This is a genomic window from Streptomyces sp. NBC_01264 (assembly GCF_026340675.1).
GTDB lineage: Bacteria > Actinomycetota > Actinomycetes > Streptomycetales > Streptomycetaceae > Streptomyces.
This window is the reverse complement of record NZ_JAPEOX010000002.1, coordinates 1,807,482-1,821,496: the sequence shown is the minus strand read 5'-3', so window position 1 is coordinate 1,821,496 and position 14,015 is coordinate 1,807,482. Positions and strand designations below refer to the sequence as shown.

Genomic DNA, 14,015 nt, shown 5'->3' with positions numbered 1-14,015 from the left:
GGGCGGGGTGCCGGAGGGGGATCGGTTTTTCCCCGCCCTCCGCTGCCGGCTGGTGCTGGAGGGTTCAGCCGGAGATCAGCTTGCGGCCGGACTCGCTGCCGATGCTGATCTTGCGGGGCTTGGCGCGCTCGGCGATCGGGATCCGCAGGGTCAGGACACCCGCGTCGTACTCGGCTTCGATGCGCTCGGTGTCAAGGGTGTCGGCCAGCATGACCTGACGGGAGAAGACGCCCAGGGGCCGCTCGGAGAGCTCCATCTGCACGCCGTCGGACTTGCCCGTGGGCCGGCGTTCGGCCTTGACGGTCAGCATGTTCCGCTCGACGTCGATGTCGATCGCCTCGGTGCTCACGCCGGGGAGGTCGAAGGCGATCACGTACTCGTCGCCCTGGCGGTAGGCGTCCATCGGCATCACGGACGGCTTCGACCACGTGCCCGAGGCACCCGACAGCTGCTGGACGATCCGGTCCATCTCGCGGAACGGGTCAGTGCGCATCAACATCGCGAAACACCTCCAGTTGGTTCAGGCAGAAACTGCCAATGCGCTTCAACGTGCTCCCGTTGTAACATGTCATCGAAACGATGACAACCAGGATGTCGCCTGGAGGGTGACAGGGTCGCGAGGAGTGCCATGAACGAGTCCGCCGAGTCGCTCTCACCCATCCCCTTCGTTGCTGCTGCCGCAGCCCTGGAAGCCATCAACCAGGCCGTAAAAGCCGCCCAAGATCCGCACATGGGCACCCCCAGGGACCGGCTCGAACCCTCACCCGACACCGGCCCGGACCCGGCGCTGGCCGCGCTGGTCATGCTGCGCGAGATCCGGGAGGAGCTGGCCGGCTGGGAGAGCGGCCTGATCGAAACCGCCCGCGGGCACGGAGCGAGCTGGGCCGATCTCGCTGGACCCCTGGGGGTCGCCAGCCGTCAGGCCGCCGAACGCCGCTACCTGCGACTGCGCCCCGGCATCGCCGGAAGCACCGGCGACCAGCGTGTCCAGGCCACCCGTGACACCCGCGCCGCCGACCGCACCGTGACCGCCTGGGCCCGCGACAACGCGGCCGACCTGCGACGGCTCGCCGGCCAGGTCACCTCCCTCACCGGTCTCTCGGCAAGCGCCGAGAGCGCCGTCGGCGACCTGAACCTGGCCCTCGCCGAGAACGACGCCGCGCGCCTCGTCCGCCCCCTGACCGACACCCGGCCCCACCTGCGACCCGAAGACGCGGACCTCGTCGATCGCATCGACGCCATGACCCGGCACACCGACCAGCTCCGCCAGGACACCCACGACCAGCGCAGCACGTGACCCGTTACCCCGAACCGGCGGCTGACCAACACGCTTCGGGGCCACGCCTGTAGATCGAAGGAATGATCCACCATGGTCGAACGCTTTCCCCAGGAAGCCGGTGCCGACGACATCGCCGTGGAGGTCCTGGACCATACGGTGGCGGTCCGGCCGATCGGCGAGATCGACATCGCGACGGCCCCCTCCCTGCGGTTCGCCATGGCCGAGGCCCTCGCCCATGCCTCACCGGCCAGGACGGTGGTGGTCGACTGCAGCGGCCTCACCTTCTGCGACTCCTCCGCGCTCAACGCACTCCTCGCAGCACGGCGCGCAGCGCAAGAGACCGGCACCGTCATCCGCCTGGCGGCCCCCAACGCCCAGCTCCAGCGCCTCCTGGAGATCACCGGCACCCTGACCCTCTTCCCCGTGGACCAGGACCCTCCGGTCGGCCGCAGTCCGAGCGGATGCCCGGACGGACTCCCTCGGGAGGCGGGCTGAGGGTGAGGGCATTTGAGAGACACCGTCTTCCTGCGAGTTGGGGCACGCGGTGGCCCTGCGACGCGGGTCATGCTGCCCTCTGGCGGGAGTCCCCTCGGAGCAGATGCACGAACCGGTGTGACGGGCGGGGCGTCGCTGGGGTGTGCCGAGCTGGTTTCCCCCGTCAGGCGGGGGCAGGCTAGGAGGTGCACCGGCCGGGCTGTGATCGTGCGAAGGGACCTGAGGATGATCCAGGCAGCGGACATTCGTGAGTGGCGTGCCCACGACGTGGTCGACGCGGGCGGGCACAGGATCGGCGCGCTGGAGGCCGTCTACGTGGACACCAGCACCGACGAGCCGGCCATGGCCACCGTGCTGGTGGGGCTGCCCACCCGGCACCGGCTGGTCTTCGTTCCGCTGCGTGGCGCGATCGTCGGGCCGGGGTACGTCAAGGTCGACTACGACAAGGCGCTGGTGAAGAAGAGCCCTTCGATCGGTACGGACGACGTCTTGCCCGCCGAGGAAGAGGCGGGCATCTTCCAGCACTACGGCCTCACCTACCAGCCCGGGGCGGGCGGCGAGCGGCAGCTCGCCCGCCGCTGAGCCCCACTCGCCCGAGGAGGTGTCCACGTCGTGAAGGTTTTCTTGATCCTGGTCATCGTGGCGATGGTGCTGGGCATCATCGGCGTTGCTGCCGAAGGCATGCTCTATTTGCTGTTCATCGGCATCCTGCTCTTCGTGGCGGCCCTGGTCCACCTGGGCATGCGCGGGCGTCGCGCCGGACGCCGACACATCCGCTGAGAAGACCGGGTGACCTCCTGCACCCGGTCTGTGCTGCGGGGATAGCGGTGGGTGACCGTTCGGGATGCGCGGGCGTAGGGGTGCTGCTTCGCTGGGGGCATCCGCTCTCCCCCAGATCCAAGGAGTGATCATGAGCGTTGCAGGCGAGTCCGGCAGCCGTGCCCAGCAGATGCGTGACCAGGCGGCGAAGCTCGAGCAGGCCGCGGAGCGGGCCACCGACCCCGCGGAGCGCCAGCGGCTGAAGGACAAGGCGACGCGGCTCTCGGAGCAGAGCAAGAAGGAGAGCGAGCGGGGCCTCGGGGACATCGACCCCATGTGACGGCCCTGCGACACGTACCGGCCGGTGGCTGCCCACGCGATCCTCTCTGCGTGAGGGGAGACACCGGCCGGTGTTTTGCGTCCAGCCCCCACGGCGGGCGGAAGTAGTCGCGGGTCCGGGCCGGTGGTCAGGTGCTGAGCAGGCGGTCGAAGAAGGACCGGTACTGGCGCAGGGCCAGGCGCAGGTCCTCGGTGGCGCCCTCCTCGCCACGGTGCCACTGGCTTTCGAGGCCCTGCTTGTGGTCGGCGAACGTGGTGGCGAGCAGCTGCATGACCTCGGCGACGAGTCCGTCTGCCGCAAACACTGACTGCTTCGGGTCGTCGACGAACCCCTGCTGGATCTCCTGCCACCGGGTACGGAGGCCTTCTGCCTCTTGGGCCCCGAGGAGCGGGACGGAATCGGGCTCCTGCACCGACGCGTCCTGCTCGCCGGGCGCGGTGTCCGGCTCGCCGCCGGCGCCGTCCGTGATCCTGGTCCTGGGCGCTGCCCCCTCGTCTTCGGAGACGGCCATCAGGTCATCGTCTGGGGGCTGTTGCGGTGTTTCTGTCTGGGGTCGGGCGATGTCCTCGGTGGACAGCGTCTCTCCAGCGGGCTCGGCGTACTCGTCGTCGCGCCCGTATGGCCCTTCCCTCTGCATGTCCCTTCACCTCCATGCGGTGGCGAACGGCAGCTTTGCGGCTGCTAGGAATTCAGCGGCGTTCTTCATCCGGCGAAGCGGTGTCGTCTTTCAGAAGTTCCTCGAACAGCGCCCGGTAGTGGACCATGGCGCCCCGGAGTTCTTCCGTCGTGGTGTCTCTGCTGCCGGCCCGCCCCTTGACTTCATGGGCGATGCGGTAGTGGTCCAGTGTCCGGGAGTGTTCGACCGAGAGGTCCCGCTTCTGCTGCTCGAAATATCTTCGAGACCGCGATCGACGACAAGCGCCTTGTCCGCAACCCGATGCGAGCCAAGACGGTGCGTTGGCCGAAGGCGCCGGACGAGGATCGTGACGCGTGGCCGCTGGCAACGGCGCAGCGGGTGCGGGACGTGATCAATCCTCGCTACCGGATCGCGGGTCGTCGTCGCGCTGGGGTGTGGGCTGCGCCAGGGAGAGGTGTTCGGGCTGTCGCCGAGGGACATCGACTTCGAACGCGGTGTCATCCGGGTGCGCAGGCAGGTGCAACTCCTCTCCGGGCGCCTTTACTTCGCTCTGTCCAAGGGTGGCAAGACGCGCATCGTCGACATGCCCCGGTCGGTGGCCACGGAACTGGCCGCGTACTTCCTCGACCATCCGGCGGTCGACGTCGAACTCCCCTGGGGCGGACCGGAGCCCGAACGGGAGAAACAGAGCTTCCCGCTCGTCCTCACGACGGCGTACGGCAACGCCATCCGCGCCAACATCTTCAACGACGAGGCCTGGAAGCCGGCCCTCGCCGCGGCCGGAGTCATTCCCGTACGGGAGAAGGGTGCGCGGTGGAAGGCTTCGCGCAAGGACGGCTTCCACGTGCTCCGGCACACTTACGCCTCGGTCCTCCTCGAAGCGGGCGAGTCCATCGTCACGCTCGCCCGGTGGCTCGGTCACTCAAGTCCGACCATCACCCTCGACCACTACGCCCACTTCATGCCGGAGGCCGGCGGCAAGGGACGCGCGGCCATCGACGCACTGCTCGGCACGGTGCCCGAATACGTCCCGGACAACCTTGCACATATGTGAGAGAACGGGTGTCACAGCATGCGCTGTGGCACCCGTTTTCGCTGTGCAGGCTTCACGAAGCCTGTGATTCGCCCGCAGAGCCTGCGGAGAGTCCGGCCTTCTTCGCGCCTCTCTGGTCAGCCTCTCTGCACTGCTGCGCGTGCCCGCGCGGCATTCATGGCGGCGCCATCGCGCGCGAGGTAGGCCCTCTCCTGCACACTGCCGCCGAAGTCACCCCACGCGTAGAAGGTGGCCACGAGGGCGGCCGTAGTCGCTGTTCCCGAGGATGCAGGCGCCAAGATCCGGGCCACGCTGGCCGGCAGTTGCGCGAGAGGTCGCACTCTCGTTTGGACGGCGATATCGGCGCACCGTCCCGCCCACACTTCGAGACCTTGCGCGGCCCGTGCGAGGAACATCGCGACGCAGGCGAAGAAGGCGTAGGCGAAGGCGAACCCCGCCAAGAACCTCGTGGGCAGACCGGGGGTCGGGCCGGTGCCGAAGAGGGGCAACCCGCGGACGCAGTAGGAGACTACCTGTCCGGAGACGGCTGCCAGGAAGGCGGATCCGAACAGTGACCCACTGATGTCGTCGTAGTCGTCCTCTGCCACTTCAGGCCCGCTCGGTGGCGCAGGGCGGGCCCGTCGTTGCGCGGGCATGAAGAGGTTAACGATGCTGCCGAGGACGTTGCCGGCCACGAACGTGCCCGAACCGTGGTTCGTCTGGTTCACGACCTTCTTCTCGCCCTCCGGCGGTCGGTCAGTCACGTGCGAGCCCACCATGGTTGATCGTCAGGCCGCCGTGGTTGTCGCCGCCGATGAACAGTCCGCTCCCCGTGTTCTGCTGGTTGTACAAGGTAGTTCCTGCCATGGTCAGAGCCTTGAACTCGGGGATGGCCTCCGGATGCGCGTCGAGGTGCACTCGAATCAGCGGTGTCAGTCGACCCACGAGCTCATCCGACGTGGCGTCCCGGTCATCGAAGACGGCGATCACGGCGTCCTGCTCGGCGGTCGATCCACGGCGTACGAGTTCTCGGACCTTAAGGCCGACCCACGCCGCCCCGCCTGTCACAGCCCCACTGGCCAGCGCGACGGCCGACCCTGCGGCAATCTCTCCAACAACATCGTTCAGACTCACGGCTGTTGACTCCAATGGGATCCAAAGTGGGGCCCCAACCTACTGCCGCGAGCGTGAGCGGGAGACGGCTTTCGTTGTTGTGGCCGTCACCTGCGGGGGCTCCCTTCCCTACTGCGGCGCGAGGTGCGTCTTTGGAGGGGACCAGCCATGCCGCCATCGGCGCCCCGGGCGGGCGGCGGGCACCTCTCGGGATTGGGACAGGGACATGGGTTCATCGGTCAACGTGGTGGGCCATGTACGAGGGCCAGCCGTGGTGCTCGTCCCTGCCAAGCGGACCTTCGCGCGGCACTGTCCGTGACGGTCAGCGGGGGCTGTCCGCGGGGAGCCGAGGTGCTCGGAGAGCGTGGAGCAGCAGGTGGGGGAGGTCCGGCTCGCTCCCCGGCGCCGCCAATTCTCCCCAGATTCTCCCCAGGGCCCTGAGTTAGGCCCTGGGGTGTGATTGCTCTAGCGAATTCGATCGGTGGTGCTCGCTCGTCGGCTAGAGCCAGTCGCGCTTCTTGAAGATGACGTACAGGCTCACGCATACCACTGCCATCAGCAGGATTGCGAAGGGGTAGCCTCCTGCCCACTTCAGCTCCGGCATGTCTTCGAAGTTCATGCCGTAGATCGTTCCCACCAACGTGGGTGCAAACAAGATTGCCGCCCACGAGGAGATCTTCTTGATCTCCTCGTTCTGTTCGAAGCCGGCTTCTGCCAGGGCTCGCATTTCGGCGTTCTGTTGTTGGGAGACCAGGGTGGCGTTGACCGTCAGGATTTCGGTCAGGGCCTGGCGGAAGCCGTCGACGCGTTCGCTGGTGTGGGTGACGTGGTCGGCTACGTCGCGGAGGTAGCGCTGGAGTTCCTCGTCCGTGCCGTACTTCGCGAAGCCGGCCATCAGGCTGTGGAGCATGCCCACCAGGGGGCGGGTGGCGCGTTGGAACTCGACCATTTCGCGGGAGAGTTCGTAGATGCGGCGGGAGACCTCCGGGTCGCCGCTGAAGACCTCGGTCTCGATCTCGTCCATGTCGATCTGGACGCCCTCGACGACGGGGGCGTAGCCGTCGACCACCGCGTCGAGGATGGCGTACAGGGCGGCCTCGGGGCCGAGGGAGAGGAGTTCGGGGCTCTCCTCCATGCGGCGGCGGACCGCCGAGAGGTCCGGGGCTGCGCCGTGGCGGACCGTGATCAGGAAGTCGGGGCCGACGAAGATGTGGAGCTCGCCGAAGTCGACCTCCTCCAGCGCGTCCAGGTAGCGCGCGGCGCGCAGGACGACGAAGAGGGTGTCTCCGTAGCGTTCGAGCTTGGGGCGCTGGTGGGCTTCCAGGGCATCTTCGATGGAGAGTGGGTGGAGGTTGAACTCGGCTGCCAGGGAGTGGAGTTCGGATTCCGTGGGGCGGTGCAGGCCGATCCAGGCCATGCCGTCGGGTTCCTCGCGCAGGCGGCGGAAGGTGTCGGCGAGGGTGGTGGGGGAGGCGACCCTGAGGCCGTCGCGGTAGACCGCGGAGTCGATCACGCTGCGGTGGTCAGCGGGGGTGGGTGCCGACGGGGCCGGCTTCGGGGCGCGCGGGGGTGCGGCCGGGGGAGCGGGGGCGGGGGTGGCCGGGCGGCGCCAGCCCGGCCGCTTCGCGGGCGCGGGCGTCGGCGCAGGCGAGTGCGGTGGCGTGGGGCGGTGGTCTGGTCGCTCCGGCTTCGCAGGCATCGCAGGTCAGCTCCCGGTCGAACGGGTGTTTACGGGCAAGAGGCAGGATATCCGGGTGAATGGTCTCCCCGTTCGCAAGAGGGCGGTGGGAGGGGCGGTGGGAGCGCGGTGGGAGGGGCCGTGCGGGTGGCGGGGGCGTTGGAGTTGCGGACAGAAAGTGTCCGCAAGGGCCGCTAGGTTGCAGTCATGGCCTCCAAGATGACGCGTCCCGTACTCGACGCACGCTCCCTGAACCGCGCCACGCTCGCCCGCCAGCTCCTCCTCGAGCGCGACGAGATGTCGGCGCAGGACGCCACGCGGCACCTCCTCGGACTGCAGGCCCAGAACGTGAAGCCGCCCTACTTCCAGCTCCACGCCCGCCTCGCCGGATTCCGGCCCGCCGAGCTCGCCGGGCTGATGGAGTCCCGGCAGGTGGTCCGGATCGTCACGATGAGGTCCACCATCCACACCCACACGGCCCAGGACGCCTTCATCCTGCGCCCGCTCGTCCAGCCGGCCCGCGACCGGGAGATCAACTACTTCCGCAAGGGCCTGGTCGGAGTGGACCTGGACCGGCTGGCCGAGCGGGCTCGGGTCTTCGTGGAGGCCGAGCCGCGCACGATGGGCGAGATACGGGAGGAACTCCTCAAGGAGTGGCCCGACGCCGACCCGCAGTCGCTGTCCGTCGCCGCGCGCTGCAAGCTGCCGCTCGTACAGGTCACCCCGCGCGGGGTGTGGGGGGAGAGCGGGCAGGTCCGGCTCACCACCCTGCGGGAGTGGGTGGGGGACGGGGGAGGGGAGGACGCGGAGCCGGAGTCGGAGCTGGGAGCGGGGGCTGTCGAGGACGTCGTCCTGCGGTATCTCGGGGCCTTCGGGCCGGCCTCCGTCAAGGACATGCAGACGTGGGCCGGGCTCACCCGGCTGCGCGAGGTCTTCGAGCGGCTGCGGCCCGGCCTCGCCGTCTTCCAGGACGAGAACGGCGTCGAACTCTTCGACCTGCCCGACGCGCCCCGCCCCGAAGCGGACCGGCCGGCGCCGCCCCGTTTCCTCCCCGAGTTCGACAACCTGCTCCTCTCACACGCCGACCGCACCCGAGTGATCGACCCCGCGTACAAGGGGCGCACCTGGACGGGCAACCAGTCCCACCGCACCCTGCTCCTCGACGGCTTCCTCGCCGGGCTCTGGCAACTGGACGGCACCGGCACCGGCACCGAGCTCACCGTCGAGCTGTTCTCGGCCGCCTCGAAGGCGAGCCGAGCGGAGATCGTGGCCGAGGGCGAGCGGCTCCTCACCGCCATGACGGAGGGAGAGGGAGAGGCACGGGGGGCCGTACGGTTCGGGGCGATCGACGGCTGACGTGCCCGACGCGGCCGACCGGGCTCTGGTGTCCCGTGCACCGGACACGGCACGATGCTGGGCAGCACGACCGGGCCACCGGGCCACGGGCCACCGGGGTGCGGCAGGCATCAGCGTTCGCGACACCAGGAGTGAGCACATGCGGATTCCCATGACCGTCACGGACTTCCTCGACCGGGCGGAGCTGGGTTTCGCGTCCAGTCCGGGCGTGGTGGACGAGCCGGACCAGCCCGCCCCGCCGGTCCCCGATTCGACCTACGGGCGGCTCGGTGAGCGCGTACGGGCCTGGCAGGCGGGATTCGACGCGCTGGGGGTCGGCGAGGGCGAGCGCGTGGCGGTGGTCAGCCACAACTCCGCCCGGCTCCTCGAGCTGCTGTTCGCGGTGCCGATGAGCGGGCGCGTCTGCGTACCGGTGAACTTCCGCCTGAAGCCGGAGGAGGTCGAGTACGTGGTCCGGCAGAGCGGGGCCTCCGTACTGCTGGTCGACCCGGAGCTGGACGAGGCGCTGTCCGGGGTCAAGGCCCGCCACCGCTTCGTCCTCGGGCCGCAGACAGACACCGAGCTGATGCGCTTCGGCGTGGAGCCGCGCCCCTGGTCGTACCCGGACGAGGACGCCACGGCGACCGTCAACTACACCTCGGGGACCACGGCCCGCCCCAAGGGGGTGCAGCTCACGCACCGGAACATCTGGGTGAACGGGCTGACCTTCGGCCTGCACACCCGGGTCTGGGAGCGTGACGTCTACATGCACACGCTGCCGATGTTCCACTGCAACGGCTGGGGCATGCCTTACGTGATGGCCGGCCTCGGCGTGAAGCAGGTCGTCCTGCGCAAGGTCGACGGGGCGGAGATCCTGCGCCGGGTCGAGGAGCACGGCGTCACGCTGATGTGCGGCGCGCCCGCGGTGTGGAACGCGGTCCTGGATGCGGCGGCGACCTGGGAGGGCGAGGTCCCGGGCCGGGACCGCGTACGGATCGTCTGCGCGGGTGCCCCGCCCCCGAGCAGGATGATCCAGCGGGTGGAGGAGGAGCTGGGCTGGGAGTTCACCCAGATCTACGGCCTGACCGAGACGTCACCGCTCCTCACCTTCAACCGGACCCGGGCCGCCGACGCGCACCTGCCGGCCGAGGAGCGGGCCCGCAAGCTGACCCGTGCGGGGATGCCCGCGCTCGGGGTCAAGCTGAAGGTCTCGGAGTCCGGCGAGGTCCTGGCCCGCTCGAACGTGGTGCTCGACGGCTACTGGGACAAGCCCGAGGAGACCGAGGCGGCCCTCGAGGGGGACTGGTTCCACACGGGCGACGGCGGCACCATCGACGAGGCCGACGGCCACCTGACGATCTCCGACCGGAAGAAGGACGTGATCATCACCGGTGGCGAGAACGTCTCCTCGATCGAGGTGGAGGACACGATCTTCAGTCATCCGGCGGTCGCCGAGGTCGCGGTGATCGGCGTGCCGCACGAGAAGTGGGGCGAGACGATCAAGGCCCTCGTGGTCCTCGCGGAGGGCGCGACGGTCCAGGAGGCCGACATCATCGCCCACTGCAAGCAGCGGATGGCGGGCTACAAGGCGCCCACGACCGTCGAGTTCCGCGACGCCATCCCGCGCACGGCCACGGGCAAGATCCAGAAGTTCAAGCTCCGCGAGCCGTACTGGTCCGGCCTGGACCGCCAGGTCAACTGACGGGCGTCCGGAGCGGGAGCGGGAAGGGAAGCGGGGGCAGGGGCGGGGGCGGGAGGGGGAGCGGGAACCGCGGCTCACCGTGTGGTGGCCCGCCGTTCACGCCCCGCCCCGCCCCGCCCCGCCCCGTCGCCCCGCCCCGGCCCCGCTTCCCGGCCTCAGCCGACCGTCGCCGCCGGCTCCGCCGTGCGTTCCAGCTCAGGCGCCCGGAGCGCACCCTTGAGCGCCTGGAGGAACTGCACCGCCTCCCTGCCGTTGACGACCCGGTGGTCGAAGGCCAGGCCCACGTGCACGTACCGGGCGGCGAAAACGCCCCCGTCGGCGGCCAGTTCGAGGCTGCTCTGTACGCCGCCCAGCGAGACCATGCAGGTCTGGCCGGGGAAGATGATCGGCTGGGTCAGCAGCACGTCCTCGTCGTTGTTGAGCGACAGGGTGATGGCCGCCCCCATGAGTTCGCTGCCGCGGAAGTTCCCGCGCAGCGCCGAGAAGCGGAAGTCCTCCAGCTGCTCGGCGACTTCGACCGCGGAGAGCCGGTCCGCGTCCCGTACGACCGGGATGTACAGGCCGTTTCCCAGGTCGACCGTCACGCCCACGTGGGACTGCTCCGCGAGCAGCGCGTACCCGTCCTCGTCGTAGGTGGCGAAGAAGGCGGGGAAGTCCGCGCGCAGCGCGGCGAGCTGGGTGATCAGCACGGCGGGCAGGCCGATCGCCGTCCCCGAGCGTGCCGAGAGCTCCTTGGCGGCGGCCTCGGCGGCGTCGACCCTCATCCGGACGACGGTGAAGGACGCCGGGACCGTACGGTGCGATTCGGTGACCACCGCGCCGATGGCCCGCTGGTGCTGGCTCAACTCGAGCCGGTTGGCCGGGAGTTCCTCCGACGCTCCGCGGCGAGCCAGGAGCGCCTCGATGTCGGAGCCCTTGATGATCCGCTTGCCGAGGGAGCGCAGCTCCTCCTCGGTGACGCCGGACTCGGCGGCCTGGGTGCGTGCCTGTGCGGTGAGGACGAAGTCCGCGCCCTCGCCGGAGGAGTCCGTACGGGTCGCGGCGGCTGCCCCGGCGGTGGCTGCCTCGGCGGCGGACGCCCCGGCGGCGGCCAGGAAGGCGTCGCGGGCGGCCGCGTCGGCGAAGATCCGGCCGATCACGGCGCCGGGCGGCACCTGCTCTCCGGCCTTGACCGCCTGGTGCAGCACTCCGTCGTGCTCGCTGACCAGGTCCTCGGCAGCCTTGGAGGTCTCCAGCGTCAGAAGGTCGTCGTCCTTCGTGACGGTGGCCCCGTCCTCGGCGAGCCACTCGACCAGGTCGTACTGGGCGTCGTTGTTGTTCAGCTTGGGAACGGTGATCTCGATCATTGAGCCAGCTCTTTCAGGGCCAGTCCGAGGGACTCGCTGCTCACCAGGACGTCGCGCTCCAGGTGGAGGGCCGTCGGGATCACCGAGTCCGCGGAGTGGACGAGACGGACGGGGGCGCGGAGGCTGTCCCAGCAGGTGGAGTACAGCTGGTGGGCGACTTCGGCGCCCCAACTGCCGCCGGGCGGGGCGTCCTCCACGACGCAGACGCGGCCCGCTCGTGCGACGGGCTCCGCCAACAGCCGGGCGTCGAACGGGTAGAGGGCGGACGGCACGTGGATCTCGCAGGCGATCTCGTGCTCCAGGAACAGCTCGCGTGCCGCGTCGACGGCGCGCTGGGCGAGGCCGCCGGGCGCGACGACGACGAGGTCGGGGTCGGTGTCCTCGATGAACAGCCGGGCCACCGGGAAGGGGTCCTCGCCGGTGAACTCCAGCGAGAACAGGTCGGCGACCGGGCCGCCTTGGTGGCGGCGCTCGGTGTAGAGCACCTTGTCCTCGAAGAAGATGCAGGGCTTGCCCAGTTCGACCATCCCTTCCACGACCTTCGCGTTGTCGTGGAAGGGCGACAGCTCGAACAGGTGCAGATCCGGTACGCCGAGGAAGTGCTTCTGCGGGCTCTGGCTGTGCGTCGGGCCGTAACCGCGCCGGCCGCCGACCGGGCAGCGCACCACCAGGTGCATCAGGTGGGTGGCGCCGTACATGGAGACGGACTTGGCGGAGAAGTTCACGATCTGGTCGAAGGCCAGCGTGATGAAGTCCCCGAACATCATCTCGGCGATCGGCTTGTTGCCGGTCAGGGCGAGGCCGTTGGCGACGCCCAGGATGGCGTTCTCGCTGATGGGCGTGGTCAGCACCCGGTCGGCGAAGCGGTCCGAGAGCCCCTTGGTGATGTTGAAGGCACCGCCGTACGGGTCGAGGACGTCCTCGCCGATCAGATAGACGTCCTCGTGGGACTCCATCACCCGGTGCAGGGCCTGGTTCAGGTTCTCGCCCACGCGCTCGTTGCGCTTCATGCGGTCTCTCCAGCCACCAGCGGGCGTGCCAGGACATCGGCGGCCACCCCGGCGATCAGTTCTCGTTGCTCTTGGTCGTGCCGGTCGAAGCGCTCGGGGTCCTCCGCGCGCAGCGCGGCGTACCAGTCGCGCGCGCGGGCCGCCTCGATCTCCCGCGCGGGGCGGGTGTCGTCGCCCTTGCTGTGCGGGCCGAGCCGTACGGTGTCGAACTCCACGACCAGCGGCTGGTGTTGGTGGCGCACCCGGTCGATGAGCGGGGCCAGCTCGGCGCGGATGTGGCGTACGTCGTTGCTCGTCACCCGGTGGTGGTCGACGTCGAAGGCGCGGGCCCGGCCCGCGACCGTGCCGGCCATGTTGACGCTGCCCGGCGTGGTCTGGGAGATCCCGTTGTTCTCGACCACCACCAGCAGCGGCAGCTCCCACAGCCGGGCGATGTTCAGGGCCTCGTACACCGAGCCCTCGCCCCAGGTCCCGTCGCCGATGTAGACGACGGCGACGTGCGGCAGGCCGGCCCGCTTGAAGTGCAGTGCCGCACCCGCGGCGACCGGCAGGCTCTCGCCCTGGATGCCGGTGGACAGGTAGCTGTCGCGGAAGATGTGCTGGCTGCCGCCCACGCCCCCGCAGACGGCTCCTTCGCGGCCGGTGATCTCGGCGAGCAGCCCGGCGGGGTCGGCGAACCGGGCGAGGTAGTGGCCGTGGCCCCGGTGGTTGCTGAAGAGGAAGTCGCCGGAGGTGAGCAGCGGGTTCAGGGAGACCGGTACGTACTCCTGGCCGAGGCAGGTGTGCGTCGTACCGTTGAGCTTCCCTTCCGCGAACAGATCGAGCAGCTTCCACTCGAAGTGCCTGATCATCAGCAGGGAGGTGAGGTCGCTGTCCCCGAGAGCAGCCGGCGCCGTACCCGATGGGGCCTGCCCGGTGAGCGTCACGCCGCCACCCCCTTGCTCAGCAGCACCTCGCGCACCGCGCCGACGGACTTCATGGCACGCAGGTCCTGCCGCGAGAAGGTGACCTTGTAGTGCTCTTCCAGGGTGACGATCAGCTGCATCTGCTTCAGGCTGTCCCAGCGGTCGTCGCGCACAGGTCCCAGGCTGTCGTCGACTTCCCCCAGGGGTATGGCGAGCACATCCGAGATGACCGCTTCAAGCTTCATAAGGCAAGCACTCCAGAGATTGCGATGGCAACCGAGACCCTCGGGCCGACCACCACTAAATCCAACCTTCGCGAAGGTTTCAATTGAGATCGGGAATCTCGATGGAAGCTGCCGACGGCCCGAACGGCGACGTCAGGC

General features: G+C 69.4%; 17 protein-coding genes and 1 pseudogene. 8 read left to right on the top strand and 10 right to left on the bottom strand.

All coding sequences use genetic code 11. The features are described 5' to 3' along the window. Window positions 1-64: 64 nt before the first annotated feature. Window positions 65-499 carry an Hsp20/alpha crystallin family protein gene (locus tag OG435_RS41270; protein ID WP_266885314.1) on the bottom strand — a complete coding sequence of 145 codons (435 nt, stop codon included), beginning with the start codon at window positions 497-499 and terminating at the stop codon, window positions 65-67. Between the two features lie 129 nt (window positions 500-628). Between OG435_RS41270 and OG435_RS41265 the strand changes: the two genes are divergently transcribed. From OG435_RS41265 to OG435_RS41245, 5 genes are all read left to right on the top strand, one after another. Continuing rightward, window positions 629-1,297 carry an HSP18 transcriptional regulator gene (locus OG435_RS41265; RefSeq protein ID WP_266885312.1) on the top strand — a complete coding sequence of 223 codons (669 nt, stop codon included), beginning with the start codon at window positions 629-631 and terminating at the stop codon, window positions 1,295-1,297. Window positions 1,298-1,369: 72 nt separating this feature from the next. Continuing rightward, window positions 1,370-1,774, top strand: a complete 405-nt coding sequence (locus OG435_RS41260) for an STAS domain-containing protein (protein WP_266885310.1) — start codon at window positions 1,370-1,372, stop codon at window positions 1,772-1,774. Between the two features lie 225 nt (window positions 1,775-1,999). Next, complete coding sequence (locus OG435_RS41255) at window positions 2,000-2,356, top strand: PRC-barrel domain-containing protein (RefSeq protein ID WP_266885308.1); 357 nt, start codon at window positions 2,000-2,002, stop codon at window positions 2,354-2,356. A gap of 30 nt (window positions 2,357-2,386) precedes the next feature. Further along, a complete protein-coding gene (locus OG435_RS41250; protein ID WP_266885306.1) occupies window positions 2,387-2,554 on the top strand; it encodes a hypothetical protein in 168 nt (55 codons plus the stop codon). Window positions 2,555-2,684: 130 nt separating this feature from the next. Beyond that, complete coding sequence (locus OG435_RS41245; RefSeq protein WP_266885304.1) at window positions 2,685-2,873, top strand: DUF6381 family protein; 189 nt, start codon at window positions 2,685-2,687, stop codon at window positions 2,871-2,873. A 127-nt stretch (window positions 2,874-3,000) separates the two neighbouring features. Here OG435_RS41245 and OG435_RS41240 read toward each other — a convergent pair whose 3' ends face one another. Then, window positions 3,001-3,510: a hypothetical protein gene (locus OG435_RS41240; RefSeq protein ID WP_266885302.1), complete on the bottom strand. Its 510-nt coding sequence runs from the start codon at window positions 3,508-3,510 to the stop codon at window positions 3,001-3,003. A 52-nt stretch (window positions 3,511-3,562) separates the two neighbouring features. Beyond that, a pseudogene (locus OG435_RS41235) lies at window positions 3,563-3,763 on the bottom strand (hypothetical protein); the annotation flags it as partial. Window positions 3,764-3,964: 201 nt separating this feature from the next. On the opposite strand from OG435_RS41235, the gene OG435_RS41230 reads away from it, so the two are divergent. After that, window positions 3,965-4,564 (top strand): tyrosine-type recombinase/integrase, encoded by a 600-nt coding sequence (locus OG435_RS41230; protein WP_266885300.1) that lies wholly within the window; start codon window positions 3,965-3,967, stop codon window positions 4,562-4,564. A gap of 116 nt (window positions 4,565-4,680) precedes the next feature. Here the strand turns inward: OG435_RS41230 and OG435_RS41225 are convergent, their stop codons facing one another. The 3 genes from OG435_RS41225 to OG435_RS41215 form a co-directional block, all read right to left on the bottom strand. Beyond that, window positions 4,681-5,271 (bottom strand): hypothetical protein, encoded by a 591-nt coding sequence (locus OG435_RS41225; RefSeq protein ID WP_266885298.1) that lies wholly within the window; start codon window positions 5,269-5,271, stop codon window positions 4,681-4,683. Between the two features lie 28 nt (window positions 5,272-5,299). Continuing rightward, window positions 5,300-5,677 (bottom strand): hypothetical protein, encoded by a 378-nt coding sequence (locus tag OG435_RS41220; RefSeq protein WP_266885296.1) that lies wholly within the window; start codon window positions 5,675-5,677, stop codon window positions 5,300-5,302. A gap of 478 nt (window positions 5,678-6,155) precedes the next feature. After that, on the bottom strand, window positions 6,156-7,355 hold the full coding sequence (locus OG435_RS41215; protein ID WP_266885294.1) for a magnesium and cobalt transport protein CorA: 1,200 nt from the start codon (window positions 7,353-7,355) through the stop codon (window positions 6,156-6,158). A gap of 186 nt (window positions 7,356-7,541) precedes the next feature. Here OG435_RS41215 and OG435_RS41210 point away from each other — a divergent pair, with 186 nt between their 5' ends. Both OG435_RS41210 and OG435_RS41205 read left to right on the top strand, forming a co-directional pair. Further along, window positions 7,542-8,690 (top strand): winged helix DNA-binding domain-containing protein, encoded by a 1,149-nt coding sequence (locus tag OG435_RS41210; protein ID WP_266885292.1) that lies wholly within the window; start codon window positions 7,542-7,544, stop codon window positions 8,688-8,690. A 139-nt stretch (window positions 8,691-8,829) separates the two neighbouring features. After that, window positions 8,830-10,371 carry an AMP-binding protein gene (locus OG435_RS41205; RefSeq protein ID WP_266885290.1) on the top strand — a complete coding sequence of 514 codons (1,542 nt, stop codon included), beginning with the start codon at window positions 8,830-8,832 and terminating at the stop codon, window positions 10,369-10,371. A 155-nt stretch (window positions 10,372-10,526) separates the two neighbouring features. On the opposite strand, the gene OG435_RS41200 is transcribed toward OG435_RS41205, so the two are convergent. The 4 genes from OG435_RS41200 to OG435_RS41185 are packed head-to-tail and all read right to left on the bottom strand — an operon-like array spanning window position 10,527 to window position 13,877. Beyond that, complete coding sequence (locus OG435_RS41200) at window positions 10,527-11,717, bottom strand: 2-oxo acid dehydrogenase subunit E2 (protein ID WP_266885288.1); 1,191 nt, start codon at window positions 11,715-11,717, stop codon at window positions 10,527-10,529. Next, on the bottom strand, window positions 11,714-12,727 hold the full coding sequence (locus OG435_RS41195; RefSeq protein ID WP_266885286.1) for an alpha-ketoacid dehydrogenase subunit beta: 1,014 nt from the start codon (window positions 12,725-12,727) through the stop codon (window positions 11,714-11,716). Before OG435_RS41195 ends, OG435_RS41200 begins: the two co-directional genes overlap by 4 nt. Continuing rightward, window positions 12,724-13,653 carry a thiamine pyrophosphate-dependent dehydrogenase E1 component subunit alpha gene (locus tag OG435_RS41190; RefSeq protein WP_266885284.1) on the bottom strand — a complete coding sequence of 310 codons (930 nt, stop codon included), beginning with the start codon at window positions 13,651-13,653 and terminating at the stop codon, window positions 12,724-12,726. The genes OG435_RS41195 and OG435_RS41190 overlap by 4 nt, the downstream gene beginning before the upstream one ends. Then, a complete protein-coding gene (locus tag OG435_RS41185; protein ID WP_266885282.1) occupies window positions 13,650-13,877 on the bottom strand; it encodes an acyl carrier protein in 228 nt (75 codons plus the stop codon). The genes OG435_RS41190 and OG435_RS41185 overlap by 4 nt, the downstream gene beginning before the upstream one ends. Window positions 13,878-14,015: the final 138 nt, after the last annotated feature.

Excerpts from the sequence above, each read along its gene's own strand:
- OG435_RS41270 (WP_266885314.1), bottom strand. The coding sequence starts at position 499 with ATGTTGATGCGCACTGACCCGTTCCGCGAGATGGACCGGATCGTCCAG.
- OG435_RS41200 (WP_266885288.1), bottom strand. The coding sequence starts at position 11,717 with ATGATCGAGATCACCGTTCCCAAGCTGAACAACAACGACGCCCAGTAC.
- OG435_RS41265 (WP_266885312.1), top strand. The coding sequence starts at position 629 with ATGAACGAGTCCGCCGAGTCGCTCTCACCCATCCCCTTCGTTGCTGCT.
- OG435_RS41185 (WP_266885282.1), bottom strand. The coding sequence starts at position 13,877 with ATGAAGCTTGAAGCGGTCATCTCGGATGTGCTCGCCATACCCCTGGGG.
- OG435_RS41245 (WP_266885304.1), top strand. The coding sequence starts at position 2,685 with ATGAGCGTTGCAGGCGAGTCCGGCAGCCGTGCCCAGCAGATGCGTGAC.
- OG435_RS41215 (WP_266885294.1), bottom strand. The coding sequence starts at position 7,355 with ATGCCTGCGAAGCCGGAGCGACCAGACCACCGCCCCACGCCACCGCAC.
- OG435_RS41205 (WP_266885290.1), top strand. The coding sequence starts at position 8,830 with ATGCGGATTCCCATGACCGTCACGGACTTCCTCGACCGGGCGGAGCTG.
- OG435_RS41240 (WP_266885302.1), bottom strand. The coding sequence starts at position 3,510 with ATGCAGAGGGAAGGGCCATACGGGCGCGACGACGAGTACGCCGAGCCC.
- OG435_RS41195 (WP_266885286.1), bottom strand. The coding sequence starts at position 12,727 with ATGAAGCGCAACGAGCGCGTGGGCGAGAACCTGAACCAGGCCCTGCAC.
- OG435_RS41210 (WP_266885292.1), top strand. The coding sequence starts at position 7,542 with ATGGCCTCCAAGATGACGCGTCCCGTACTCGACGCACGCTCCCTGAAC.
- OG435_RS41260 (WP_266885310.1), top strand. The coding sequence starts at position 1,370 with ATGGTCGAACGCTTTCCCCAGGAAGCCGGTGCCGACGACATCGCCGTG.
- OG435_RS41255 (WP_266885308.1), top strand. The coding sequence starts at position 2,000 with ATGATCCAGGCAGCGGACATTCGTGAGTGGCGTGCCCACGACGTGGTC.